General features: G+C 43.9%; 22 protein-coding genes. 5 read left to right on the plus strand and 17 right to left on the minus strand.

What is annotated here, in order from left to right; genetic code table 11:
• The first annotated feature begins 87 nt into the window (after positions 1 to 87).
• Positions 88 to 1,527, plus strand: coding sequence for a 30S ribosomal protein S12 methylthiotransferase RimO (rimO, locus tag OZ660_RS10465; protein ID WP_159624306.1), 1,440 nt, complete (start codon positions 88 to 90; stop codon positions 1,525 to 1,527).
• 56 nt (positions 1,528 to 1,583) lie between these two features.
• Here rimO and OZ660_RS10470 read toward each other — a convergent pair whose 3' ends face one another.
• The 6 genes from OZ660_RS10470 to OZ660_RS10495 form a co-directional block, all read right to left on the minus strand.
• Positions 1,584 to 2,243, minus strand: coding sequence for an SDR family oxidoreductase (locus tag OZ660_RS10470; RefSeq protein WP_274740836.1), 660 nt, complete (start codon positions 2,241 to 2,243; stop codon positions 1,584 to 1,586).
• Between the two features lie 75 nt (positions 2,244 to 2,318).
• Positions 2,319 to 3,068, minus strand: coding sequence for a 3-deoxy-manno-octulosonate cytidylyltransferase (kdsB, locus tag OZ660_RS10475; RefSeq protein WP_274740837.1), 750 nt, complete (start codon positions 3,066 to 3,068; stop codon positions 2,319 to 2,321).
• An 8-nt stretch (positions 3,069 to 3,076) separates the two neighbouring features.
• A complete protein-coding gene (locus OZ660_RS10480; RefSeq protein ID WP_159624300.1) occupies positions 3,077 to 3,271 on the minus strand; it encodes a Trm112 family protein in 195 nt (64 codons plus the stop codon).
• A gap of 9 nt (positions 3,272 to 3,280) precedes the next feature.
• A complete protein-coding gene (gene lpxK, locus OZ660_RS10485; RefSeq protein WP_274740838.1) occupies positions 3,281 to 4,306 on the minus strand; it encodes a tetraacyldisaccharide 4'-kinase in 1,026 nt (341 codons plus the stop codon).
• Positions 4,303 to 6,051 (minus strand): lipid A export permease/ATP-binding protein MsbA, encoded by a 1,749-nt coding sequence (gene msbA / locus OZ660_RS10490; RefSeq protein WP_274740839.1) that lies wholly within the window; start codon positions 6,049 to 6,051, stop codon positions 4,303 to 4,305. Before msbA ends, lpxK begins: the two co-directional genes overlap by 4 nt.
• Before the next feature lie 295 nt (positions 6,052 to 6,346).
• On the minus strand, positions 6,347 to 8,983 hold the full coding sequence (locus tag OZ660_RS10495; RefSeq protein ID WP_274740840.1) for a DNA internalization-related competence protein ComEC/Rec2: 2,637 nt from the start codon (positions 8,981 to 8,983) through the stop codon (positions 6,347 to 6,349).
• Positions 8,984 to 9,076: 93 nt separating this feature from the next.
• Between OZ660_RS10495 and OZ660_RS10500 the strand changes: the two genes are divergently transcribed.
• Positions 9,077 to 9,604 carry a DUF2062 domain-containing protein gene (locus OZ660_RS10500; RefSeq protein ID WP_159624292.1) on the plus strand — a complete coding sequence of 176 codons (528 nt, stop codon included), beginning with the start codon at positions 9,077 to 9,079 and terminating at the stop codon, positions 9,602 to 9,604.
• 94 nt (positions 9,605 to 9,698) lie between these two features.
• On the opposite strand, the gene ligA is transcribed toward OZ660_RS10500, so the two are convergent.
• From ligA to smc, 3 genes are all read right to left on the minus strand, one after another.
• Positions 9,699 to 11,735: an NAD-dependent DNA ligase LigA gene (gene ligA, locus OZ660_RS10505; RefSeq protein ID WP_274740841.1), complete on the minus strand. Its 2,037-nt coding sequence runs from the start codon at positions 11,733 to 11,735 to the stop codon at positions 9,699 to 9,701.
• Between the two features lie 229 nt (positions 11,736 to 11,964).
• The gene (gene zipA / locus OZ660_RS10510; protein ID WP_274740842.1) at positions 11,965 to 13,329 is read right to left on the minus strand and encodes a cell division protein ZipA; all 1,365 of its coding nucleotides are present in this window, start codon (positions 13,327 to 13,329) and stop codon (positions 11,965 to 11,967) included.
• A 20-nt stretch (positions 13,330 to 13,349) separates the two neighbouring features.
• Positions 13,350 to 16,850 (minus strand): chromosome segregation protein SMC, encoded by a 3,501-nt coding sequence (gene smc / locus OZ660_RS10515; RefSeq protein WP_274740843.1) that lies wholly within the window; start codon positions 16,848 to 16,850, stop codon positions 13,350 to 13,352.
• A gap of 213 nt (positions 16,851 to 17,063) precedes the next feature.
• Between smc and cysZ the strand changes: the two genes are divergently transcribed.
• Positions 17,064 to 17,807, plus strand: coding sequence for a sulfate transporter CysZ (cysZ, locus tag OZ660_RS10520; protein ID WP_274740844.1), 744 nt, complete (start codon positions 17,064 to 17,066; stop codon positions 17,805 to 17,807).
• Positions 17,808 to 17,935: 128 nt separating this feature from the next.
• Here the strand turns inward: cysZ and OZ660_RS10525 are convergent, their stop codons facing one another.
• On the minus strand, positions 17,936 to 19,519 hold the full coding sequence (locus OZ660_RS10525) for a sel1 repeat family protein (protein WP_274740845.1): 1,584 nt from the start codon (positions 19,517 to 19,519) through the stop codon (positions 17,936 to 17,938).
• Positions 19,520 to 19,531: 12 nt separating this feature from the next.
• Positions 19,532 to 20,434 (minus strand): lipoprotein NlpI, encoded by a 903-nt coding sequence (gene nlpI, locus OZ660_RS10530; protein ID WP_274740846.1) that lies wholly within the window; start codon positions 20,432 to 20,434, stop codon positions 19,532 to 19,534.
• Between the two features lie 134 nt (positions 20,435 to 20,568).
• On the opposite strand from nlpI, the gene cdd reads away from it, so the two are divergent.
• Both cdd and OZ660_RS10540 read left to right on the plus strand, forming a co-directional pair.
• Positions 20,569 to 20,976, plus strand: a complete 408-nt coding sequence (gene cdd / locus OZ660_RS10535; RefSeq protein ID WP_274740847.1) for a cytidine deaminase — start codon at positions 20,569 to 20,571, stop codon at positions 20,974 to 20,976.
• Between the two features lie 78 nt (positions 20,977 to 21,054).
• The gene (locus OZ660_RS10540) at positions 21,055 to 21,837 is read left to right on the plus strand and encodes a glycosyltransferase family 25 protein (RefSeq protein WP_274740848.1); all 783 of its coding nucleotides are present in this window, start codon (positions 21,055 to 21,057) and stop codon (positions 21,835 to 21,837) included.
• Positions 21,838 to 21,907: 70 nt separating this feature from the next.
• Here the strand turns inward: OZ660_RS10540 and OZ660_RS10545 are convergent, their stop codons facing one another.
• From OZ660_RS10545 to OZ660_RS10570, 6 genes are all read right to left on the minus strand, one after another.
• Positions 21,908 to 22,531 carry a hypothetical protein gene (locus tag OZ660_RS10545; RefSeq protein WP_274740849.1) on the minus strand — a complete coding sequence of 208 codons (624 nt, stop codon included), beginning with the start codon at positions 22,529 to 22,531 and terminating at the stop codon, positions 21,908 to 21,910.
• A gap of 1 nt (position 22,532) precedes the next feature.
• Positions 22,533 to 23,174 (minus strand): RNA polymerase sigma factor, encoded by a 642-nt coding sequence (locus OZ660_RS10550; protein ID WP_274740850.1) that lies wholly within the window; start codon positions 23,172 to 23,174, stop codon positions 22,533 to 22,535.
• Positions 23,175 to 23,184: 10 nt separating this feature from the next.
• Positions 23,185 to 23,862 (minus strand): TonB family protein, encoded by a 678-nt coding sequence (locus tag OZ660_RS10555; RefSeq protein WP_274740851.1) that lies wholly within the window; start codon positions 23,860 to 23,862, stop codon positions 23,185 to 23,187.
• Positions 23,863 to 23,928: 66 nt separating this feature from the next.
• Positions 23,929 to 24,051 carry a hypothetical protein gene (locus OZ660_RS10560; RefSeq protein WP_264180978.1) on the minus strand — a complete coding sequence of 41 codons (123 nt, stop codon included), beginning with the start codon at positions 24,049 to 24,051 and terminating at the stop codon, positions 23,929 to 23,931.
• A gap of 128 nt (positions 24,052 to 24,179) precedes the next feature.
• Complete coding sequence (locus OZ660_RS10565) at positions 24,180 to 24,605, minus strand: GNAT family N-acetyltransferase (protein ID WP_274740852.1); 426 nt, start codon at positions 24,603 to 24,605, stop codon at positions 24,180 to 24,182.
• A 50-nt stretch (positions 24,606 to 24,655) separates the two neighbouring features.
• A complete protein-coding gene (locus OZ660_RS10570) occupies positions 24,656 to 25,687 on the minus strand; it encodes a DUF2157 domain-containing protein (protein WP_274740853.1) in 1,032 nt (343 codons plus the stop codon).
• Positions 25,688 to 25,731: the final 44 nt, after the last annotated feature.

The following is a 25,731-nucleotide window of genomic DNA, read 5'->3' on the forward strand; positions in this document are numbered from 1 at the left end:
ACTTAAAGTAAACTACTGCGAAATATCTCGAGTTACTGTATAATCCGCGGCCATTTTATGCACAGTCATTTACGGGTGATATTTTAGATGACAGTTGAAACCTTTGATCCAAAGAAAGTAGCCAACAAAACGACTACCTTAGAAACGCCAGTGAAAGTGCTTAGCGAGAACCAAAATGCAAGCACCAGTAATGGAAATAGAATTGGCTTTGTTAGCTTGGGCTGTCCCAAAAACCTTGTGGATTCTGAGCGTATTTTAACTCAACTGCGCACTGAAGGTTACGATGTAGTACCCACCTATAATGACGCAGACTTAGTTATTGTTAATACCTGTGGCTTTATTGATGCCGCCGTCGAAGAATCACTAGACACAATTGGTGAAGCACTCAAGGAAAATGGCAAAGTTATCGTCACCGGTTGCCTTGGGGTTAAAGAAGACGAAATTCGTGAACTTCACCCGAATGTACTTGCTATCACTGGGCCTCATGCCTATGAAACCGTTGTTGAACAAGTTCACGACCATCTTCCTAAGCCTAGCCACAATCCCTTTGAAGATCTTATTCCTGATCATGGCGTCAAACTTACACCTAGACACTATGCCTACCTGAAAATATCAGAGGGCTGTAATCACCGCTGCACGTTCTGCATTATTCCATCGATGCGTGGTGATTTAGTAAGCCGCCCTGTAGGCAATGTATTGGATGAGGCCAAACGATTAAAAGACGCGGGCGTGAAAGAGTTACTCGTCATTTCTCAAGATACCAGCGCCTATGGCGTCGACCTTAAACATAGAACAGGTTTTTGGAATGGCATGCCAGTTAAAACACACATGCAACAACTGTGTGAAAAGTTGGGCGAAATGGGAATTTGGGTGCGCCTACATTATGTATACCCTTACCCACATGTGGATGACCTCATTCCATTAATGAATGAGGGGAAAATCCTACCTTATCTGGATATTCCGTTCCAACATGCCAGTAAGCGTATATTGCGATTAATGAAACGTCCAGGCTCATCAGAGCGTGTTCTTGAGCGTGTTAAGAAATGGCGTGAGCAGTGTCCATCACTGGTGATCCGTTCTACTTTTATTGTCGGATTCCCGGGTGAAACTGAAGAAGAATTCGAAGAACTCCTCGACTTCTTGCGTGAAGCACAACTCGATCGCGTAGGTGCATTTGCCTATTCGCCAGTTGAAGGTGCAAAAGCCAATGAACTGCCAGATCCAGTACCAGAAGATATTAAACAAGCGCGTTTAGCACGCTTCATGGAAGTACAAGGTGAAATTAGTGCAGCACGTTTGAAAGCCCGTATAGGAAATGAGTATCAGGTAGTAATCGACTCAGTTGATGCCGAAGGCGCTGTTGGACGCACTTATGCAGATGCGCCAGAAGTCGATGGTGTGGTGCACTTAAATGGTGTTTATGATGTAAAACCGGGAGATCGTGTTTGGGCCGAAGTCATTCATGCAAACGAGCATGACGTATGGGCCGTATTATCTGAAGATCAAGACGACGAAGAACAACAATAGTAAACGGAAAGAGGCGCTAGAAAGCGCCTCTTTTTTATCATAATTGCGCAAACTGTCTACCACGGTAAGACATCACCGTTGGAATGAATAAAGCGCCCAGCATTTTCAATATTCAACTCGTCTATACGTGCCACTAAACGTTCAGCGCATGTATCGGCGTCAATGTCGCCCGCGCCATTGACCATTTCAGTTTGAACAAAGCCCGGGTGAAAAACACCTACCGCGATACCTTTAGGCCTTAAATCGTTCGCCATTGATACCCCTGCTGCGTTTAGTGCTGCTTTTGACATTCGGTATCCGTAATAGCCCCCCGACCCATTATCTTCCATCGAGCCCATACGGCTTGAAATCAATGCAACTTTACTCTGATCGGCCAGTCTAGGTAATAGTGTTTGTGTCACCAATAGAGGTCCAAGTGCATTCACACGGAACTGATAGTCTATAGTGTTAGGATCCCAGTCTTCTATATTCTCTCTGCCCAGCACACCTGCATTATTGATGAGTAAATCAATATTAATGTCCATTAAGGGCGCTAACTTTTCAGCGAGCGTATCAGGCTGTGATACATCAACCCCCTTCACAATAGTGACACCGGCACTGTTAAGCTCATCACAGCTATTTCGACACGTAGCAAAAACTTTTGCCCCACGCGTTTTGTATTGCTTGGTTAGTGCTAAACCAATTCCGCGATTACCGCCAGTAATAACAACATTCATAACGATTCCCTTGTTACTCGTTTAAGCCGGTCTTTACCCTTTTAAAAAATGGCCAAAAACCAACATTACGCTTTGTTAATTTATAGTGCTGAGAAGACGTTCTAGATCTTCAGGTGTATCAATTCCAATTGGAGGTGGCGCTATCGCAGTTTCACAATGAATTTTATCGCCATACCAAATAGCGCGTAGCTGCTCCAATGACTCTATTTGTTCCAATGCACTGGGTGCGTAGTCAACATATTGCTGCACATACTGAGCGCGATACGCATAAATGCCAATATGTCGTTGATATAACGCTGTATTTGCCGACGACGGCTCAGCCATCATTCTATCTCGCTCAAAAGGTATTGGCGAACGTGAAAAATAAATAGACTCACCAAGGCTGTTTACAACTACCTTAACAATATTAGGATTAAATACGTCCTGTGCGTCATTTATCGGCGTCGATAGCGTTGCCATTTGGCACTGAGATGCTCTCGCCAAATTATCAGCCACTTGTTTGATGTTTTGAGCGGGAATAAAAGGTTCATCTCCTTGCACATTAACGACGATACTCGTCGGCGCCACCTTTTCTTTTTGCAACACTTCGGCAATGCGCTCTGTACCTGATTGATGATCAGGTGATGTCATACACACACTTGCAAACTCGCTTACAGCATTCTGAATACGCGAATCATCAGTGGCGACTATAATCTTATCGGCACCCGCTTCTTCAGCCCTTTCTACCACATGCTGTATCATGGGTTTGCCATTAATCATGGCTAATGGCTTACCTGGGAAACGACTTGAGCCAAATCGTGCGGGAATGACAACAGTAAATGACATAGTTGTACCTATCGAGTAGCATCTACGTCATCTAAAGACAACGTGCTGGCTTTGCTTTCAATTAATACCGGAATACCATCTTTAATATCATAGGCTAAACGGTCAAATCGGCAGATCAATGTGTTGTTATTATCGTCTAGAACCAGCTTTCCCTTACATACAGGGCACGCCAATACCTCTAGCAACTTTTTATCAAAAGCCATTATTATTCCTTATTGGTTATTGTCTAACGCTAAACCTGCGCGTAACAGTTTTGCGTCTACTAATTGGTAAAAGTCGGGAGACAATCGGGCTGTAACTGGCAAATACCAGCAATTATCATGAGCAAACGCCCTTGCTTTAACCGCATCTTTTTCAGTCATAAGCACTCTACCTGATGGTATGTCACTCCTTGAAAAAGCAAAATGGTCGGCTAATGCACGTTCTTCGTTTAACGTAATCCCCATTGCTTTTAACTGATTGAAGAATCGCTTTGGGTCCCCTATTCCCGCCATCGCCTTGCAGGTTTGTGTACTTATTTCGTTTCTGGTCGCTGTTTTATCACTATCGGCAACGTTCACAAAATCACTTGGTTCAAGTGACATTAAAAACTGTGGCGATACCGACTGGTCAAATGAAGGCAGAGTACGGGCATTGTGCACAATGGCATCAACCTTAGCGAGACGCCACTGCCCTTCTCGTAGCGGGCCCATAGGTAGCAAATAACCACTACCCACTAGCCGTTCATCCATTACCACTAGCTCTACATCACGATGTAATGCGTAATGTTGCAGCCCGTCATCGCATATTATCAGGTCGCAGCCACATTCATTTTGTAACATTGCTGCACCGCGCGAACGAACCGGATCGATAACAACAATACAACCACTGCGGCCTGCGAGTAAACGAGGCTCGTCACCCACCTCATCAGCAGGGTCGTTATGTGTTACCACACGAGGGTACTGCGGCGATTTAGCACCATAACCTCGACTTAAAATCCCTACTTTCAAACCGCGACTTTTGTAGTACTCAGCCAGTGCAAGTACTACCGGCGTTTTCCCATTACCACCAACTGAAATGTTACCTACCACAATGACAGGTACAGATGCCTTGAAGCGCTTTTTAATACCGCTTTTAAAAAGTAGTCGACGCACGCCAGACAAAAAGAAAAACAGCAGCGCCAATGGCGCTAGCAACCACACTAGCGCATGACCGTTGTACCATTTATCGTGAACGGTTTGTTCGCGCTTGTCTGTCACTTAGCCTCACCAAATTGTAACGCGTGTAACTGTGCGTAATGGCCACCTTTTTCAAGTAACTCGCCATGTTTGCCCTGTTCAATAATTCGCCCCTGTTCAACCACCATAATGCAATCAGCATTTTCAATAGTCGATAAGCGGTGCGCAACGACAATACTGGTACAACGCTTTTGTAGTGTCTCTAGGGCATCTTGAATGAGTCGCTCCGACTCCGTATCAAGGGCAGATGTGGCTTCATCCAGAATGAGTATTGGCGCCTGTGCCAAAATAGCGCGTGCAATAGCTATACGTTGGCGCTGACCACCCGATAACATAAGGCCGTTCTCGCCAATTACCGTATCTAGGCCGTCGGGAAGATTGGCTAAGAACTCTTCCACGTGTGCCATTTTAGCCGCCTCTTCGATTTGTTCTCTTGAAACATGTTGTTTGGCACCGTAGGCGATATTATTTGCAATGCTATCGTTAAACAAAGTGACATTTTGAGACACTACAGCAAACTGTGCTCTTAACGATTTAAGATCTATGCTATTCAGCGCAGCGCCATCAAGTCGAATTTCCCCCTGCTGCGGCACATAAAAGCGCGTTAACAACGACGAAATTGTCGACTTGCCGCTACCAGAGCGGCCTACCAATGCGATCGATTGGCCCGGTTTGGCATTAAAGGTAACGTTGCTTAACGCTGGAGTCTGTTTACCCGGGTATGAAAAGGTAACATCATCAAACTCAATATGACCTTTGGCACGCGTAAAGGTCTGTTGACCTTTATCCTCTTCATCGTGCTCATCGAGTATCTCAAAAATACTCGCACATGCTGCCATGCCTTTTTGGAACTGATTGTTGATAGTCGTCAATTGTTTTAGCGGTTTTAGTAGCATAACCATACAAAACACAACGTTTATGAACACACCCGCCGTCAGTTCTTCAAGCATACCTGGCGTACTTGCGATATAAAGCACTACAGCTAGCGCAATAGAGGCAATAACTTGGATAGAAGAAACACTTAAGATAGAGGTGACATTCAGCTTCATAGTCTGCTGGCGATTGTGATTATTCTTTTGTTTAAAGCGCTCACGTTCAATCTCTTGGCCACCAAACATAATGACGACTTTATGGCCTTTCACCGCTTGCTCGACAGATGAAGTCAGGTTGCCCATAGATTGCTGAATGTTTTTGCTAACAACGCGAAATCGTTTGCTAACAAAGGAAACAATAATTGCGACAAGAGGTCCGATTAAAAGAAAGATCAATGACAGTTGCCACGAGTAATAAAACATAACACACAAAAGTCCGATCACTAATGCGCCTTCTCGTACCAAGGTCAATAGCGCCTTTCCAGAGGCGTTTGCCACTTGTTCGGTGTCGTAAGTCACTTTACTAATTAATCCACCCACTGCGTGGTTGTCGTGAAACGCAACTGGCAAGTGAATGTATTTATCAAATAATTGCTGACGCATACGCATCACTACCTGCGCACCAATCCAGCTAAGGGTGTAACTTCCCATAAAATTAAAAAAGCCGCGTAGTAGAAATAACGGCACAATGGCATAGGCTGCAAGACGCAGGTATTCGTGGTCATTCTTACCTAACGATTCATCAATCATCGGTTGCAACTGTGCAAACACAAAAGTATCAACTGCTGAATAGCCGATCATGCCGATAATGGCACATAAGAAAGGCATCTTGTACGCTTTTAGATATTCTAAAAAGCGTTTAATTTGTAAGTCCGAATTGTCGGCTTGCTGCATGAATTTTTAACCTGTTTAATCTTGTGCACGACCACGTGGTGCGTGTGGCCCGCTGTCATTGTTAGTAACCATTCGTAAAACAAAATGACAACAAGCAGTACACGGTTATTGTACTCGTAAAAACGCTAATTCACTAATATAGCAACAAAATTGCTTATAGTTTCACCATGGCACCGATATCTTTCGTCAATGAACACCAGCGCAGTAATATCCGCTCGCTAATTATTATGTAAGCGAGTCTGAATTATGTAGCTAGTTGAAAGAATAAATTGCCGATGTGAGTAAGTGGGGTCACTTAATCTAATTTTAAAGACAACAAAGAAAGGTGACTAGGATGATAAGCAGGTAAATACCATCGCTTTAGTCTGTGCATTCTTTGGGTTTCTATGGCCCATCTACTGACACAATGAACGTTATTGCTCTCGCTTTGACATAGCACACTATCGCGGCTATCAAATTCAACGTTTAAATACCCATGCGTACTGGTTAAGTACTGTGATACATCATTATCGTGGTAGCGCGTCACTACGTTTTCATCCGGGAATGCCCATCTATTTTCATAGCCTTGAGTAAAAATAACCACCTTTGGTGACACAGCTTTTATAAATACATCGGTAGAAGATGTGTTGCTACCGTGATGAGGAGCAACGAGTACGTTGGCCTCAAGTAATGGCAAAGTCTGTGATGCTTTATGCAGGGTTAAAAGCGCGTATTCTGATGCGCGCTCTATATCACCTGCGATCAACACATGATTGCGGTTATCACTGATACGCACCACACATGACTGAGCATTAGAGTCTTCTTGATTACCGGGTAGCGGCCATAAAAACCTTATTGTTAGCGATTGCCAATAAATAACTTTTCCTCGCTCACACCCCGTACGCGGCGAGTAGTATATGGCATTTCTTGCGACAGGCGCACGTTCAATAACTTGCTGTCCTCCGGCATGATCGTTGTCACTGTGGGTATGCACTACATGATCGATTGCATCAATGTTGTATTGATCAAGTAATGGTAAAAGTACATTTTCAGCCGTTCTTGCATTGCCATTAAAAGATGCACCAGAGTCTATCACTACCGCCCTTTTGCCCTTTGTTATTACTATTGCCGAGGCCTGTCCAGCATCAAGTACATGTAGCTGCCACATGGATGGGTGTGTGGGAAAAAAACGAGACAACAGCGAAAAAGCAAGAACAACAACGTAGACAGTTTTAAAACGAAAGCGTGGCGCTAAGACTAACGCTATCAATAACACACAACACCATGCTTGTGGCGTCGAAAAGGTGACGATAACAAATGCAAAGTGTTGTGCTGATAGCCAACGTAATAGTTCAAGCAAGTAAGATAGACACTGGTCAGCATACAATAAAATCTGCTGGGCTAGATCAATAATACTGGGGTGAGTGTATTGGGTGACTGCCACTGCAATAAGCGCTAAAAGACAAAGCGGTAGCAAGCATGTAATAACAGGCACAGCGACCAAGTTTGCCACTATGCTGATAATACTCGCACTTTCAAACCACAATATTGTAAGCGGCACCATCACTATGGATAAAATAAACTGCAGTTGAAAAGCTGCAACATATCGCGGCTTTGCGGAAAGATTAAACCGTACGACCACATACCAAATAACCAATACAGCAAAGATGCTTAAGTAAAAACTTGCGCTTAATATGCTCAAAGGGAAAAGCACAATAGACATTGCCACCATGACAAGTCCGACATGAACGGGCCGTACAGACCATTTAAACGTGGAAAATGCCGCAACAATACAGACCAATACGAACGCCCTGACAACAGGTAGTGACATCCCACTTAAGCACGTATACCCAAACGCGCAAAATAGAACGATAAAAATAACAACGATTCGAATAGGCGCAACCACGTGGCTTACTTTGTTGGTCTTTTCTGTTGCAATGAGATGTGAAGTCAGATTTAACTCACCAACATCAATGCTTCGACGCAGCAGGTTAGTAATGGTCGTGTGAAGCCATTTAAGCAAAAATACGGCAACATGACAGAGTAAAAATGTACTGGCGGCAATAACGCCTAAATGCATACCCGAAATACTAAATAAGTGCCCTGTTCCTGTGTGTTGAAGCATAGTCCAATCTTCAGGCAGTAACTCGTTTCTTATTCCTAGTAATAGTGCTAACCACCATTTGGTGTTCACAAGCTCTAGTGACACTAGCGCGTTTGCAAACGCACTTCTAATTGAAGGGGAAGACACGACTCCCTCAACACTGCCCTTTTTTATATAGCCAGTGAAATGAATGTTCTGACTCACGAGCATTTGTTGCTGGTTAAATCCCACTGGGTTTAACACCCCATAGGCGGGTTTTAGTTTAACCCGAGCAGAAAATACATCGTTGTCTTGTAGGCACTTAACAGTGTCTATAGTATGCGCGTCGCCATCGTAAGTAACAAAAGATTGGGTTAAGCGAGCCCTTGGTGTTGTAAATTGCTCAACTGTATATGGAGCCTTACCACCAAAAATAAATTGAATTGGTGACTGACGCTCTATACGTATTAATTCGACTGTGTAAGTGTGAGTTTTATGTTCAGGTGATAATGCATTCGCTTTGCCATTGGTATTTAGTATGCAGCCACCGCTCAATACCCGCGCAAAAATTGTGACATCTTGTTGAATTTTACTTGTTGGCAGTTGCCAAGCGTAGTGTAAATGCCCTACACTCGCCAGCCATAGCACTCCTGCCAACACCCCGTGCGCTATTACGTGTGGCAACGGAAGCCGGTGTAGATATCCAGACAGGTAGTTGCAGCGTGTTTTACATATTAATATTGCACTAAGGATCACGATTATCGCCAGCAAAACGGCCATACTCGCTTGACTGGGCAATGACGGCCAAAACACTGCACTGATTGCGCTAGCGCAAAAACAAGTAAGCCAAATTGTGATACGATTACTCATGTTGTTACGTAGCAATAGGTAATTATGTGGGCAGAAACACAGGAATTGTGTTGAATGCCTTTTTGTTTTTATCGTCGATATGCATTGAGATTTATGCCTAAAAAATTTATTCGCCGCTTTTTGCCAGATCACCAAAGCATTAAGCAAAACAAAGCCTTAAAGATTTTCGGAAGCGTACTCCACGAACCCAATTTATGGCATCTCAATCGTCGTTCGGCAGCTGGCGCCTTTGGTATTGGACTATTTTTTGCCTTTTGGCCGGTACCTTTTCAAATGTGGCTGTCAGCAGGTATGGCAATTCCATTTCGCGTTAATTTACCCTTATCTGTTGCAACCGTGTGGGTAACAAACCCCTTTACTATTCCTCCAATATTCTATGGGGCCTACAAGGTCGGCACTACTGTACTTGGGACCAAACCTGAACACTTTGAATTCCAATTCAGTTGGCAGTGGGTGGTAGAGAGCATTAACACCATCGGCCCAGCATTTCTTGTCGGGTGTGGAATTTGCTCAGTATTTTTTGGTCTATTAGGCTATTTTTCACTTAACTGGGTGTGGCGATTCCAAGTAAGAAAGGCGTGGGAACGCAGAAGACAACTGCGCATGAAAACAGCCCAATAAATAAAAATATAAAAACGGAAATAAAAAAAGCGTACCATTTAAAATGATACGCTTTTTTTTGATTAAGCTGGCTCGCCCTAAATAGCGAACCTAATTAACGCTCATGTTCTGAAAGAAAGGCCAATAACGCCGCTTCATCCCACACTTCTACGTCTAATTCTTGTGCTTTGGTCAGCTTAGAGCCTGCTTTTTCACCTGCCACTAAAAAATCGGTATTCTTACTTACCGAGCCTGCGACTTTCGCACCCAGCAATTGCAAGCGCGCTTTTGCATCAGAGCGGCCCATTTCACTGAGTGTACCTGTGATAACACAGGTTTTGCCTTCTAGTGGTAAATTGTCAGCATTCGGTTTTTCAATGGCTGGCCAATTCACACCTTCTCGAAGTAATGCGTCTATCACATCCGTATTATGGCTTTCATTGAAGAAATTGAAAATATGAGCAGCAACGACCTCACCCACATCTTGTACATCGACTAATGACTCTAATGAAGCTTCGCGAATGGCATCGAGCGTTTCAAAATGCGCGGCAAGATTAGCAGCGGTTGCCTCTCCCACTTCCCTAATACCTAAAGCATAGAGAAACTTGGCTAACGTTGTGGTTTTGGCACTTTCTAGTGATGCCAACAACTTACTGGCTGACTTCTCAGCCATTCGTTCAAGGCCAATGAGTTCACCTAACGATAAGGTAAAGAAATCTGCCGGACTATGCACTAAGTCTGCATCAACCAGTTGATCGACCAGTTTATCGCCCAAGCCATCAATATCGAATGCTTTACGTGATGCGAAGTGCTTGAGCGCTTGTTTACGCTGAGCTGCGCAAATGAGTCCACCTGTGCAGCGCGCTACAGCTTCATCTTCTAATTTCTCTACCTGTGAGCCACAAACCGGACATTGAACCGGAAATACTATCTGGGTCTCATCGCCCGTACGGTTTGCTTCAACCACTGATACAACTTGTGGGATCACATCACCCGCACGACGAATGACGACAGTATCGCCCACTTTCACACCTAGTCGGTTTATCTCATCCTGGTTGTGAAGGGTTGCGTTTGAGACAGTAACACCACCAACAAACACCGGCTCCAATCGAGCAACAGGGGTAATAGCACCAGTACGACCGACTTGAAACTCGACATCTAGTAACCGAGTAACTTCTTCCTGAGCAGGAAATTTTTGAGCTATCGCCCAGCGTGGTGCACGTGCAACAAAACCAAGTCGACGTTGTAGGTCAATGCGATTAACTTTAAACACAACGCCATCGATGTCATAAGGTAAGTTATCGCGAACGTCTAAAATGCGGTTGTAGTAAGCCAGACATCCCTCACCGCCTTGCGCAATATCCATTTCTGGACACAGTGGCAATCCCCATTCACCGAGTTGTGCAAGACGTTCACTGTGGGTTTCTGGTAAATCAAAAGACTCTGGTTGCACCACACCAAGAGAATAGGCATAGAACATTAACGGTCTTTTGGCAGTAATTTTAGAGTCGAGTTGACGAAGACTTCCTGCAGCGGCATTCCTCGGATTCGCAAATACTTTGCCGCCATTTTCTCGCTGATACGCATTAAGCTTTTCAAACCCTTCACGAGGCATAAAGACTTCACCACGTACCTCAACACGCTGAGGGTAGCTATCGCCGCGAAGCGTAAGCGGTACATTCATTATTGTTCTAACATTAGCCGTAATGTTCTCGCCAACCTGACCGTCACCACGCGTGGCTGCGCGCACTAACTCTCCATCTTCGTATAAAATACTTACCGCGAGACCGTCTAGTTTGGGTTCACAACCAAACGTGAGCGTAGATGTGTCGTTTAATCTATCTTTTACCCTTTTTTCAAACGCTAATAATGATACTTCATTAAACGCATTGTCTAACGATAGCATCGGCACTTCATGCGACACTTGCTCGAACGCCGAAAGTGCCTCGCCGCCAACCTTCTGACTGGGTGAATTGGGGCTTTGAAGTTCTGGATACTGTTTTTCAAGCGCAATTAACGTTTGCATATCGCGGTCATAAACCGCATCAGGCACTGTTGGGTCATCCAGCACATAGTACTGATAGTTGTAGTCATTAATGGTTTTGCGTAGCGCAGCTACTTGCTGCTTAGCTTGTTCTAAATTATCAGACATGGAGTCTCTTTCACGCTAATTGGTTTTTAAAGATAAAATAAATAGTGAATACGTTGGTCACACAAGCGCTTCACTTTCTTCAGTTTACTGTGGTCGTTAGTAAACTAAAAAGGACCTGGCTAAGCCAAGTCCTCCGTTCGGTATCGTGCTACGTCCCTTTTGATGATAAAAGGATAACGCGCTGCTAACAAAAAGGTTCGTTACTGTTTGAGCGTGTTTACCTATAGGGTTAACTACGCGCAATCATCCGCTTGCGTTCAAATTCACGTATTTTTTCAACGTACTGTTGAAGCCCTTGCTTGGTAAGTACACTGCGGCGCCCATCAAGTACTTGTGCATTAAACTCGTCTGCGAGTTTACGGGCAGCGTTATGCATCATGTTGAACACTTGGTGTGGATCACCCTCAATAGGCAAAATCATAAATAACGACACACCTTGAGTTTCAAAATTCTCCAAGTTGTCGATATCAAATACACCCGGCTTAAACATATTAGCTAAGCTAAACAAAACGGGGCCTTTGCCATTTGAGTTTACATGTCGATGGAAGATATCTTGATCGCCAAATTTAAACCCAAGTGTTAAAAGCATTGGTAACAACGCTGCTCCGGCAATTGGCGCATCTTCTGGCGCACGCACATTCAACACTAACACCTCTGGTTCGATGTTAGCCTGAGGTGATTTATTCGAACCTGTATCATCGCTTGCACTAAACGCATCCTCACCGCTTTCATCGAAATCGATGCGCATTTGATCGTCGCCGAAATTAGGCTCTTCACGCTTACGCGATGCAGGCTTGGTGCGCTTTGTTCGAGAAAAACGCTTTTGATGGCTATCAGGTGTTTCTAACTCAACACGTTCTGGTTGCTGTGGTGCATCTAAGCTAAAGTCGGCAACTTCGCGTACTTGTGCATCGCTCTGTTCGTCAACGCTTGCCTGCGATGTTGGATCTACATAAAGTTTGGGCTCTTGACGCGAATCACCCTCATCTGGGGCGCCAGCACTACGAGATTCTTGTGTCTCTTCGTCAACACCTTCTTTTAGCAGGAACCCTGGCGGCTCTGGAAATTCTGCAACATTACTAGAAGAAGACCCCGCATCGTTTACGCTTCGTGCGTTACCCGCCATATGTGGCTTGGGGTTAGATACGACAGAACCGTACAATTTAGGTTCAGGGCTTGGTTCAGGAGTGGGTTTCGCCTGCACATCGCTTTTATCCGCACGTTGCAATTGGCTATCATCGCCGCCGCTGTTTTTTGAAACGGCTTGCCCTTCTGCCCCTTCTTTTATCGTTGCATTATCGCTGTCTTTCTCAACATTTTCGATATCACTTTCTACAAGCTCGTCGTTGTCATACGACACTTCACTTGCAGGTGTGCGATTTACAACACGTACTTCACCAAGGCCTAACTCATCAAATCCTTCGCTATTACCTTGCTCAGAAGACACGTCATCTTCTTGCCATTGCCTAGGCTCTAAACGTGTTTTTTCTTCTGGTTTGCTGTTTTTGCGAATTTTCCAAATACCGTGGGCGAGAACACCAATGATAAAAACGGTACCGCCAAGGAGTAAAAATAGACGTAATTCATCTTCCATTTAATTTCTTTCGCCCTTTGTTATGCTTCTGCGAAGGCTACAGCCTCGTCGACATCTACCGCGACCATGCGCGAAACGCCAGGTTCCGCCATTGTGACACCGGTCAGATGGCTTGCCATCTCCATCGCTATTTTATTGTGGGTGATATAAATAAACTGCACTGTTTGTGACATTTCTGACACCAAGTTACAAAAGCGCCCTACATTTGCATCATCCAATGGTGCATCTACTTCATCCAACAGACAAAATGGCGCTGGATTTAATCTAAAAATAGCAAATACCAATGATAAAGCGGTTAATGCTTTTTCTCCACCGCTTAAAAGGTGAATAGTGCTATTTTTCTTACCAGGTGGTCTTGCCATGATGGTAACACCTGTTTCTAACAAGTCATCATCGGTTAACGCTAAATACGCAGAACCACCACCAAATACTTTTGGAAACAACGCTTTTAGGTCTTCATTCACCTGTTCAAATGTACTTGAAAACCGCGTGCGCGTTTCTTTATCTATTTTGCGTATAGCCGATTGAAGCGTTTCAAGTGCCTCAGTTAAATCGTTGTGTTGCGTATCAAGATGAGACTTGCGCTCTGATTGCGTTTCAAACTCTTCCACTGCAGCTAGGTTTACTGCACCTAAACGTTGCAAACTTGATTGTGTCTTTTCTAAATCTTCTTGCCACTGTTTTTCTTCTGCATGTTCGGGCAGTGTTTCTAAAATTGACTTAAGCGACTGCTGCGTTTCATCTAGCTGCTCTAAAATGGTATTCGCTCTAACGCGGTAACCTTCAATATCAATATTGAGTTTGTCGATATTGGTTTGTCTTGCTTGTATATCTTTACCTAATGATTGATGGCCTTTCTCTGCCTCTCTAAGCCATTGCTCAATATCTTCAAGCACAATTTGCTGCTCGCTTTTACGTTGTTCAAGCTTAGCTTTAGTTTCTAGCATTGCTTGTAACTCAGCATCCTGCATTTCTTGCGGTGAAGTTATTTGTGCAAGTTCTTGTGTAAGACGAATCTTGGCATTGGCGTATTCTTCCTGCTGCTGCCTGTTACGCGTAACCTGCTGACCATAAAGATTTTGGTGGTTTTCTAACTGTTGCTTTTTAAGTGCAAGCTCATGATTTTTATTGGTTAATGATTCTACCAAAGCACGTAATTCACCGACCTGGCGCTCTTTGTATTCACGCTTATCATTGACTTCGTCAATGTGTACTTCGTGCTCTAATATTTGCGCTTCCTGAAGTTCAAGCTTTTCTGAAAGTTGTGCAAGTTGCGTTTCTTCTTTGGCTAAAAGTGCGTTTTGCTTTTCGAGTTCCTCATCAATTTTATGCGCTCGTTGAGATTGCTGTTGTCGCTGCATCTGTAAAAGCGAAAGCTTGTTTCGAAGTTGATCGCGCCCGCTCTCAGCATCACTAAGTGCACGTAGAACAGCCCCTCTTTGCTCTTCACATTGCTTAAGCGCATCTTTTGCACTATCAAGATGTTGTTCAATGTCTTCTTTTTGCGTTTCTAACTCTGCTAATTCAGACTCAAGCAAGGAAATTTTATTGCTACGCTGAAGTACACCGTCATTCAGTGCACCCGGTCTTACTACCCACTGTGTACTTGCCCAAAGCCCGGTAAACGAAATCGCGCTTTTACATGTTGACGCGCCGGAACTACTTGTATTTTCAAGTTCTCCTTCGATGACTTGAGTAAGTGCTTCATCATTTTCACAAAGGGCAATTTCATCAAAAAATGCAGGGACAGACGCATTATGTTCTAGTAGCGCATGCGCAAGGGTTTCTGGCTGTGCTTCAGTGATAAAAGCGCTTTGCGCATAAACACGACTTCCACTTGGCATAGCAGTTAGATGCGAAAGTAAATCACCTGCCGAATGAACCGCACTCACATAAGGTTGATGTAAATGTGTAAGAATTGCTTCAACACAAGGTGCGAGATGCGACGGTGAATTAATACTTTGCCATAGCCTTTCTACATTATCTAAGCGCACATCGTCTTGTTGTGCTGCATCAAGTTGCAGAGCTTTTAAGGCCTTAATGGTGGATTGAGCGGTCTGATATTCACCCTGTGTGGCCAATGCGTTTTTCTCAAGCGATTTAACCCGTTCGGTCTGTAACGCAAGGGAATCTGTTATCTTATTGACGGCTTCCTGTTGCGCCAAAACCTGCGACTCAGCTTCATTGAACTGTTCTTCGAGAAGCTCAATGTCGCCTTCGATATCTTCTTCATTTAGCTGATTGCGCTCTTCTTGTAACTCACCTATTCGCTGAGATGTACGTAGCTGCATGCTCATGGTTGATTGAATTTGGCTATGGCATTGTAGCACGTTACTTTTTAGCTGATGATACGCCTGCTCTTGGTCGCGGGCTTGACTGTTGAACTCTCGAAGTTCTTGCTCTGCATCCTCAAACCGCTCTCTTGCATGCTCAAGTTCAGCAGTCTTTAATTCCAGTTCCGGCTCAATGTTGTCTAACTCAGCACGCGATACCGCCAACGCCTCTGTCGCTTCCTTAAGAGAGTCATTAAGTAGTTGCTGCTGTTCATCAACTCTTGCTAATTCTTGTTCAATCTGGCTTTTGCGTTGCTTTGCATGCAGTGCATTTTGCTCTAAGCGAGTGATTGCGGTACCAGTATTGAACAACTGTTGTTGCAGATCATCGATGGCTTGCTTAGTTTCAACTTGCTTGGTTTTATATTCTTCTAACCCAGCTTCATCACCCTGTAAGCGGGCCACTAACCCATCGACTTCTAACTGAAGTGCGCTTTGCTGCTTTTGTAGCGCCTCTATATGTTCGCTGTTTTTCAAAAAACGAATAGCCGCTAATTGTCCCTTAAGCTCTCTGGCCTGAGCACGCAGCGTTTTATACCGAGTTGCTGCTGCAGCTTGACGCTGAAGTTTCTCTAATTGTTTACCAAGTTCATCGCGAACATCGTTTAAACGCTCTAAGTTGTCATGGGTATGCTTTATGCGATTCTCAGTCTCGCGACGCCGTTCTTTATACTTTGAAATACCCGCCGCTTCTTCAATGAACACGCGTAATTCTTGCGGTTTAGACTCTATAAGACGCGATATCATGCCCTGTTCTATGATGGCATAAGAACGAGGGCCAAGGCCCGTACCTAAAAACAAATCGGTCACATCACGACGACGACATTTTGTGCCATTTAGGAAATAAGTAGATTGCGCGTCGCGTGTAACAAGACGCTTCACCGACAATTCATTATAATTGGCAAACTCACCGGCTATTCGCCCAGCGCTATTATCAAATACCAACTCCACACTGCACTGTCCAACCGGTTTGCGAGAAGATGAGCCATTAAAAATAACGTCTGTCATCGCATCGCCGCGCAAATTCTTTGCAGAACTCTCACCAAGTACCCAACGCACAGCATCGATCACATTGGACTTGCCACAGCCATTTGGGCCGACAATAGCGGTCATTTCACTAGGAAAAGGAATTGAAGTTGGCTCGACGAAGGATTTAAAGCCAGCCAATTTGATCTTTTTAAGTCGCACAAACCCGCCTTAACAAATAAGCATTTGCTTTTCTGCGTGTTCGGTAACGAATTGAAAATGATACAATCACGGGGGTTATTCTTTTGTTATTATGCGTTTGACTGTACCAAATCTAACAGCTTGTAACAATTACCATTTCAGTGTCTGACGCAGTCAACGTAAAATGGGATAAAAAGCACCCAATAACTAACCAATTCTTTGTAGGGAGAGCGCATGAGTCAAGGTGGTGTACATTATTTTTTCGAAGGCTTTTCATTGATTAAGACAAAAGGCCTGAAGCGTTTTGTTTTTGTGCCGCTTGCCATCAACCTGATCCTGTTTTCGTTAGCGTTTTATTTTCTGTTTGGTCAAATTGAATTAGCTATCGCCTACGTGATAGATCTTGTGCCTGAATGGTTGGGTTGGGTAAAAACCGCCATCAGTTTCTTCCTTTGGCCCCTTGCTGTCATCAGTGTATTACTCATTTTCGCGCTAATATTTGGCACGCTAGCCAATTGGATAGCAGCCCCATTCAATGGTGTGCTTTCAGAAAAAGTAGAGAGGCACCTTACAGGCCAAGATTTAGGTGACGAGGGAGTGATGGCGCTGGTGAAAGATATTCCCAGAACCATTGGCAGAGAGCTCACCAAACTCGTTTGGTATTTGCCACGGGCAATTGGCTTTTTACTGTTATTTTTCTTTTTGCCTGTTATTGGCCAGATACTGTGGTTTCTTTTTAACGCATGGATGATGGCAATACAATACTGCGATTACCCCTATGACAATCATAAGGTTGATTTCACTAAAATGCGCTTACACCTTGGCCAGCACAAAGGTAAGGCGATGACATTTGGGATGATGGTAAATGTTTTTTCACTTATCCCGGTGGTGAATTTCATTGTGATGCCGGTCGCCATATGCGGCGCAACGGCGATGTGGGTAAACGCATTAAAACCAACATTACATCAGCAGCGCTAACTTTTGATGGTTTCTGTAAAAGCATTTAGTACTGCACACTTACATGTAGAAGACCTTGGTCAACAGCCTCAAGCGGACTCAATCAGTGTATTGAGTCCGTTGTTTAAGGATGCCTAAAGAGCCTCATCTCAGTCAGCATCTGCCGTCTCATCGGCCGCTTGGCTACCATTTACGTATGCTTCATACTCTGAAAGCCAATGCGCCGCTTCCACTTGATTGCCACTTTTGTGGAACGCTTGAAAGAAGTTCATCGAGATGGGACGCTGCACATTTTGCTTTTTGAGTTGTTGCTCCCAAAGCACAATATATAGCGGTGGTATTACTCCACTGTCGTGGTGCTCCATAAACGTAATACGTCGGCTAGGCTTGTAAGCCTGTTTACCACTAACTAGACATGTTTTGGCTGGTGCTATGATAGTAGCAGGATCGATCTCAAGCCAATTAGCCACGGTGTTATGCGGTGCATACCAATACTCGCTATCAACAACGACATTTGGCGGCGCAAAATCCTCAATCTGACGTGCGTCACACAAACGATTAGCCATGCGTCTACCCATTGGGTATTCATCAGCAAAGCCCGCAAAATGCGCTAACTCATGAACAAACACCGAGTAAGCATCACTAATATCAAGATACATAACACCATTTTGTACATTGGCTTTACCTTGCTCTGCAAAAACCACCGCGTGACTGAATTCTCGCGTTTTCGCCATGGTTGCCAAAGGCGTGATATCACAACCTAATACACCACTGCTTTTATAGTTTTTGTCGCAATCGAGTACGTTTTGCGCTAACCAGATAGGCGGTGCCACGCACAACGATAAGTTGTCTAGCCTGTTGTCTTTCGTGAAATCTGCATATATCGAGTCTGCGCGAATAATCGTGGCTAAACTCGTCGCAAACGGCTGTATTCGCTGTAAGCAAGCCTTAGAACTGGCGCTCGCTCGCTGCCAAGAATATCGGGTTGCTTCATCTGTAGATATGGGTTTGTACTTTTCTATTACATGCACGGCTCGTTTAGCTTGAGCATGACCAAGTGTTGCGGCGCGCGTTATATGCACTTTAGCCTCGGCGTATGCACCTTCACCCCACAACAAGCGACCGTATTTAAACGCGCTTTGCATATCGAGCGTAGCAGTAGCTTCAAGTAACGGTTTAGCTAGCTCTTGCTGGCCGTGCAGTAAATACCAGTCGGCCAGTGCCGCCTGTGCAGGGACATAACCTTGCGACGCTGCACGCACCAGCCATTTTTCACGCTTTACGGGTGATTCGCTCGACATTGCGAATGCGAGCTGCGCTTCCGCTACGTCACCAATCGCCGCCAGGCGCATAAAACGCTCCGACGCACCTTCTTCACCCAAAATCTGATACAACAACCACGCCGCATCGGCATTTTCAATTTTTACTAGCTTTTCAAGCCAATATGTCGCGGTATCTTTTTCTACCGTGCCGTTTGAGAAATCGCTTTCGAATGCGTTGGTGAATAAATTAAGGAAGGCTTGTTGGGCGTTTTCATTTCCCTGATTAGATGCGTCCCACAATAGCGATAAGGCGGCATTGACATGACCAGCGCTATGTTTGAGTGTGCTGCTTTCAATAGCATCATGGGGCTCAAAAACACTTAAGCCATTAGAAACTAATTGCGGGGCATAGCGACCGCTATCCCCCGCAACAATGAGCAGTGCTAAAACTGCCAATACTAAACCACGCATAAGACTTAAAGCTTACTCGTCGTCGCTAGACACGTCGTTAGCTTGCTCACGAAGACGATTAAGCTCTAATCTGGCATAGCGATGTTCAACATAGTCATACACGTTAGTGCTGAGGGCCAATTTGAAGTAGTTAGACGCGATCCCTCTGTTACCCATTTGAGAATGATATTTGCCCAAATAGAAATAGGCTTCGCACAACCTGTCTGTTAGCCCTTTTTGACTTCTGACCCCATCAAGCAGCGAGTTTAATACCGTATTTTCATCAACAGTACCTAAGAACAAATCCACAATACTGGTTGCCCAATGTTCGTTATCAAGAGAAGGACGAACCGTAGCAAGGTATGTCATTCCCATTTCATCTGACATGTCGTGATGCGCAAAGTAAGCCCATAGTGCCCTAAACGGGTCGGTTTCATCTTTGGAAAAAAACGTGTCTAGATCAGAAGTTGCCAGTTCAGAGCGACCGCCGTAATACAACGCAATACCGCGATTTAAAAAGGCAAAGTCGTAATCTGGATTAATTTCTAAGGTAGAGTCAAACGCTTCGTACGCCTGAATAAAGTCATTTTGCTGAATGTAATGTATGCCTATCGAATTATACGCTTCTGCTAAATCAGGCTTAAGATTGATTGCTTGGGTGTAATCGAACTGAGCCAATCCAGAGAGCCCTACACTGTCATAAAGCATACCTCGTTGAAAATGCAGTTCAGCCTTGTCTGTATCTGAAAGCGCTGGGCTCATCAATACCTGATTGTAGCGCGCAATTGCCATTTCTGAACGGGGGTTTATGGGTGCTGGTTCAGCTAAAAGCAAATTCCCCATTTGGGGACGCTCGGCAATTGACGGTGTTTGCGCACAACCGGTCAAAATAGCAACAAATAAGGAAAAAAAGATGAGACTAACGTTTCTGCACATGGTAAAAAATGTATTCTATAGAAAAAGAAAAACCGCCTGACTACAAAGTATACGCGTGTCGCGGCTCGAATGCCGCCAACCTTCTCGCATTTAATGATAAAAGTAAAGCGTAATAGGTGGTTCACAAGGTAGCTATGACAAAAAATAATATCAAAACACTTTCTCTACTCGCATTTGAAGCCCAAAAAAACTCCCACTCGCCCTACTCTAACTTTAAAGTTGGTGCAGCGCTTATTACCCCAACGGGCGACGTTTTTTCCGGCTGTAATGTAGAAAGCGCAGCGTTCCCATTAGGTCAGTGTGCCGAAGCAACAGCTATTGGAAATATGGTTAGCAATGGTCACAAACGCATTAGTCACATTGTAATTGCAAGCCCAAATGAAGATTTTTGCTTTCCTTGTGGTGGTTGCCGACAAAAAATAGCAGAATTTGCCCCCGATGAAACGCAAGTAACCATGGTTACTCAAAGTGGTGAAATTCACGAAACCACCATTGGGGAACTACTGCCCAATGCATTTAGAGCCCATGATTTAGAAAAATAGTACATCGGCTGAAGCAGCGAAACACACTTTTCCATGAACGATAACTTTGAGTATTACAATAATAAAAACGGAATTTATATGAGTGAAATCAATTCACAACCGCCAATTTTCCTTATCAATTTGGATAAATGCACAGAACGTTTAAACAACTGCACAAGTCGATTAAACGAACAAAATCTAACACTTACGCGTCTCTCAGCAGTGTATGGTAATGATTTATCTGAAGCGGAAAAACAAAAACATTACAGTACATCGTTAAACCAAGAGCAGTACCATCACGCACTGTCTGATTGCGAGATAGGCTGCTATTTAAGTCACCGTAAAGCGTGGGAGAAAATTGCATCGGGCGATGCTCCTTATGGCATTGTGTTAGAAGATGACATTAAACTGATTGGTGACTTAAACCTTGCTATAGACACACTTAATAATTTACCCATTGATTGGGACGTTATTAAATTATCGGCTTATAAAGATCGAAAACGAAAAGAAGCCTTTAGTGTCAAGGTTAGCCACGGATTTAACCTAACGGTTCACACTAAGCCAATGACGGGTTGTGCTGCATCTGCTATTACAAAAGAGGCGGCCAAAAAATTGCTGCAGTCATCTGAGTCTTTCGGTAGACCGGTTGACGTTGATATACAGCATTTTTGGGAGACCGGAGTCAATGTATTGTCGCTACTTCCCTATCCGGTAGCACAAGACTTGTCGTATCAAAGCACTATAGCTGATAGAAAGGTAGAAAAATCTGGCCGCTTTTGGCAGCGAAAGCGCCAGCAGTTGGCAAGTTACTTCTTAAACAAAAAGGCTGTAGCCCAACAAGTCGCGAATTTAAAAAAAGCGGTTGACCAAATACAGCCTTAGCCAAATACGGTCTTAGCTTAAGAGAAACAAGGTGATATTTGCTATCACCTTGTTTTTCCTTTTCTTATCTTCAACACATCAATGACTTAGTTGCCGGGCGAATACCCAGTATTTTGCCTTGAGCGTCAAACGCTAAAGCGACTTGCGTTCCAATTTTTATATCCCCTTCAATACGTTTTAGCGTATTTAATGACGCCAAAAGACCTTCGGAAACAACCACCTGCTCGTCTTTACAATTTATCAGTAACCAATTGCCATTATCGGCATAAAGTGTTGCACCTTGCACGCTTACCGCTTGCGCCAAACTGCGACTGGCGTAGTAGTTCTGGGTGTAGGTATTAAACTTAGCGCGATGCCTATCAGTGCGGTATTGCGCTCCCTCTCCTTCAAAGCCGTGATAATTGACAATACTTACCACCAAGTCTCCTGTGCCTTGCGTATCCATGCGCTGTGTTTGCCATTTACCCACGTTGTAAACGCTAAACATAACGATCAGTGCAAAAGCAACGGCACTAAACTTAAACGCAGACGAGTCAAACAACGCTATAAATTTCTCGATACTTTTGCCCCAATCGCTTTGGGTTTTGTGTAAAGCGTTGTGCTGTAAAATACGCTTTTTCATATCGCTATTTAACGCATGACGCTGCTGGCTTTGCTTGTAGGCGTCTTGCAGCTCTTTATCTGACATAGACATATTATGCACGCTCCACTAATGATATAAGGTTATCACGGGCATAGCGCAGTCGCGTTTTTACCGTTTCCTGTGGCACTCGACAAATTTCACTAATTTGCATTAACGAGAACCCTTCAAGCTGAAGTGAAAGTGCTTCTTTTTGCTTGTACGGTAACTGGCACAACAGACGCCCCAAATCCTCTTCATCATAGTCTCGTTGCTGACTGGAATTATCACAGGTAGCGGTATTGTCTATCGCTTCACTGTCATAAGTCATTTTTGAAGTACGTCTAAACTCGTCAATAAGCGCTCTGCGTCCTATAGTAAACAACCACGCCTGGAAATTATTTGCATGAGTAAAACTGGCTCTTTTCTCGATAACCAATATCCAGGTTCGCTGCGCGATATCTTCAGCAGTTTGTTTATCTGACATTACCATTAAAAAGTAATACAGCTTTGTGCTGTGCAAATCAAACAGTGAGGAGAGCGCCTGATCACTCGCCGTATCGCGATACTGAAGCATAAGACGCTCGCTTAAACCAATTTGATTTTGTTCACTACTACAATCGACATTAACTACGTTATTCGATGCGCTTTTTTCTTTGTTATTAACGCTTCTTATCGAACGTCGAAAAATACCCTGTAAGCTTGCGCCTATACTCATAGGCTATTCCTTATTGTTCTAGCTTGAAATCTAATACTACAACCATGTTAGTTTGAGCAACAGGCTTGCCATCCACTATTTGCGGCTTGTACTTCCACTTTTTCAATGCTCTGCGAGCTGCTCGGTTGAACACATTCGAAGGCTTTGAATCAATAATGCTAATGTCAGTCACTGACCCACTAGCAGTAACACTGAACCCTAGTTTAACCCACCCTTCTATGCCGTCTCTGCTTGCTTCCACTGGATATGTTGGGTCTACTCTAAATTGTGGCGTTGCTTGCATATCGCCTTGGGTTGAGTTCAGATTAATCTCTACATTTAATTCGTTCGAAGGTACGGTTGTATTAAACGTGTATTCATTTCCCGTACTATTATTGTTTGGTTCAAGCGGCTCAACCTTAGTCGGTGGCGTTTTAATCACTTTTTCAATCGGCTTGATCTTAGGCCTTACAATGGTTTTCTCTTCTTCACCTTGGTAAATAATTGGGTCTATTGTAACCACTGGCGTGCTAGCAACCTGAACTTGGTCCTGCTTTATCAGTTCTGCCATCATAACAAACAAACTTGAAGTTACTATGGCACCAGCTCCAAGCAACAAGGTGGCCTTCCCTGCTTTTTTTACTGGTGTTAACCACTGCGATGACGTTTGGCTGTGAAGTAGCGGGTTTGTAATTAATATGGTTTGCATGTTTTTTCTCCCGTTTTTCTACTAAACGAGGGAAAAATACAAAAGGGGTGAAATAAAATGAAAAATTTATTTTTTGTCGCGCGCGCTGTCTTGTCGCTTATTCATTTTGGCTGCGGCCATGAAACCCACGATAAAAATAACGAAAATCACCACGCCGACCCACATCAAAACATTAAATAAGAAATTCATATCAAGTCCTTTACGTTGCGTTGCACATATATACATCCATAGCACTATGATTTATACCATCAAGGTACTTAAAACCGATCACTTAGGTACAACTTACCGCAACCTCTTGTTCCACTTCATTTATGTGCTTAACAAATCACTTTACGTAAGTGATATTCAAACTCGTCCTCGTCTATTACTTCAAAACCTATGGCAGTATAGAGTCTAAAAGCGGGGTTTTGTTTAAGCACTTTAAGTTCGACCTTGGCTTGCGCGGTTCTTTGTATCAATTGGCTAATTATTTGTCTTCCATAACCTTTGCCTTGCTGCGTAGGCATAACTTGTATCTGATGTATGTAAAGGCACGAGTCTGTATCTTCAAACTTCACAGCGCCAATGACATTCTTGTTATCAAGCACTAAATGGAAACACTCATATTGATAAAGCACGCGCTCTTTGTGCTCATCGACAGATAGCACTAAACCGGCATTAATCATGTGTTCATCCATAGTAGACAGCCGAAGTTCAACCAGGAACGACACATCGTCTTCTTTCGCCTTACGTAGTGTTAACATTTACCGCCCCACATTTTGATGTATATAAAGAAAGCACAATCGTTCAAACACTATTGTTTGGCATCCAGCAATTCACGTAACGCAGTCGGCATAATTGACCTCGCTTTTCGCGTAATAACAGACTCATGCTTTTGCCACAGAATGCCAAGGTATACGACTAATAGCCCTATCGCGGTAAGTGCAATTGGAAACAACCAACTGTCCTTAAATACATTTGAAGCTAAGTGCCCCAAATAAATACAGCATCCAATACCGCCGAAGATAACAAATACTCGTCGCACTAATAACGCGCCAACACCTATCATTACCATGTTAACAGTGAAATACATGAACTTTGACCATTCACTGTCTGAGTCTTGGCTAGAGAGCCCACCCCAAAACGCTATAACCCCAAATAGATAAAGCCAGAATGCATAATCAGCTGATGTTCTAGAACGTATATCAGTCCAAAACGCAAGCAGCGTCATTAGCAAGCCCAAATACATAGAGACAAGTGAGCGAAGCTCCCACGTGTAGCCGTTCGGTTCTAACACTGACGTTAAGTCCATTGTGAGATACCACAACGTCACTGCAATAGGCATTACCATGAACGGGTAACGATACAACCACGCCAGCACTACACCAACCGCCAATGTTGCCAGTTCTATGTACAACCAATGCCACTTCACATATAAATGATATTGCTTATACACCACCTCCTCGTCAGGCCACACACCCAGCCATTGCTGAATGCCGTAGGTTGCAATGGGTGTAATGCATATGACAAACGTGGCACAAATACCTGCGGGGATCGGTAAGTTTTTATTAGCCATTCTATTGGCTAGCATGATACCCACAATTGCATAAATACAAGCAATTAACACGATACCCGCACCGCCAAACTCTTCCCATCCTAATGTCATAAACAATGTCATGGCCCCTATCGCAATGAGCCCACCTAGGTAATAAAGAATATGAGTGAAACTAAATTTAGGTGTTTGAGAAATGTCGGATTGAAGAAAGTGGTGAAGAGACTCTGCTTGATGTTGAGAAATTATGCCGCTTGATACTGCTCGTTGCAGACTTGCCTTGGTGACTTCCATGTTTGTTTCCCCGTCTTTTTATTTTAATTTAGCTTGAGTTTATT

The organism is Alteromonas sp. 009811495 (assembly GCF_028865455.1).
Lineage (GTDB): Bacteria > Pseudomonadota > Gammaproteobacteria > Enterobacterales > Alteromonadaceae > Alteromonas.